This is a genomic window from Pseudomonas sp. P5_B2, from assembly GCF_056400445.1.
This window is the reverse complement of sequence record NZ_JBFULH010000870.1, coordinates 1-1,438: the sequence shown is the minus strand read 5'-3', so window position 1 is coordinate 1,438 and position 1,438 is coordinate 1. Positions and strand designations below refer to the sequence as shown.

At 60.8% G+C, this 1,438-nt stretch carries 1 protein-coding gene; it reads left to right on the top strand.

Annotated elements, in window-relative coordinates; genetic code table 11:
* Positions 1-1,148: translocation/assembly module TamB domain-containing protein (locus AC1DRJ_RS27585; RefSeq protein ID WP_477804935.1), on the top strand; the 1,148-nt coding region annotated here is incomplete at its 5' end.
* Between the last annotated feature and the right edge of the window lie 290 nt (positions 1,149-1,438).

The window sequence follows — 1,438 nt, the reverse complement described above, 5'->3', positions numbered from 1 at the left end:
GCAGTGGCACGATTTCCGGTGGCCTGTTGGCGCCGCAGGTCAACGGCAGCCTGTTGCTGAGCGACGGCGAAGTCTCCGGGCCGGAGTTGCCGATGGCGCTGCAAGCCTTGCAGTTGCGAGCGGTGATTGCCGGTGAAACCGTGCAGTTGAATGGCGACTGGAAAAGCGGCAAGACCGGGCAGGGCACTCTCAACGGCAACATCGCCTGGGGACAGGCGTTGGTGGTGGACCTGGCGCTCAAGGGCTCGCAATTGCCGGTCAGCGTCGAGCCGTACGCCAAACTGGAAGTCGCGCCGGACCTGAAGATCTCGATGAAGGGAGAGGAACTGGCCATCGCCGGTAAAGTGTTGGTGCCCAAAGGCGAGATTACCATTCGCGAGTTGCCGCCTTCCACGGTCAAGGTATCCGATGACGTGGTAATCGTTGGCCAGCAGACCGAAGAGGGCAAGCCGCCCATGGCCATGAAGATGGACATTGATGTGGTGGTCGGCGCTGACAAGCTGAGTTTTGCCGGGTTTGGCCTGACCGCTAATGTGCAAGGGCAAGTGCACATCGGCGACAACCTGGACACCCGTGGCGAGCTGTGGCTCAACGACGGGCGTTATCGTGCCTACGGTCAGCGCCTGACCGTGCGCCGGGCACGCTTGTTGTTTGCCGGCCCGCTTGATCAGCCGTACCTGGACGTCGAAGCGATCCGCCAGACCGACGACGTGATCGCCGGTATTCGCCTGAGCGGCAGCGCCGAGCAACCCACCACTCAGATCTTCTCCGAACCGTCCATGAGCCAGGAACAGGCGTTGTCCTATCTGGTATTGGGACGCCCGCTGAGCACCAACGGCGAAGACAACAACATGCTCGCCCAGGCAGCGCTCGGTTTGGGTTTGATGGGCAGTTCGGGGGTGACGGGTGGGTTGGCCAAAAACCTGGGGATTCAGGATTTCCAACTGGATACCCAAGGCAGCGGCACCACCACCGCCGTCGTGGCCAGCGGCAATATCTCGGAAAAACTCAGCCTGCGGTACGGCGTGGGCGTGTTTGAACCGGCCAATACCATTGCCCTGCGCTACAAATTGAGCAAGAGAGTCTTCCTCGAAGCGGCAAGCGGCGTGGCGAGCTCGCTGGACATCTTCTACAAACGGGATTTCTAAGCCTGCGTTTCCCTCAAAGAATCCGTGTCGCTGACTTCGCGAGCAAGCCCGCTCCCACATTAAACCGTATTCCATTGAAGGAACTCAGTTGAATGTGGGAGCGGGCTTGCTCGCGAAAGCGGCGTGACAGTCAACAAAGAAGCTGAATGTGAATCCGTCTTCGAGAGCCGGCTCGCTCCCACAAGGGGCATCTGTGCCTGGCGATCAGCTAGCGGGGGCTGCCAGCTGCGGTGGCGGGGCGAAGTCGAATGGCGCCAACGCAAACCCTTGCTCATCCACCTGCAACGCCC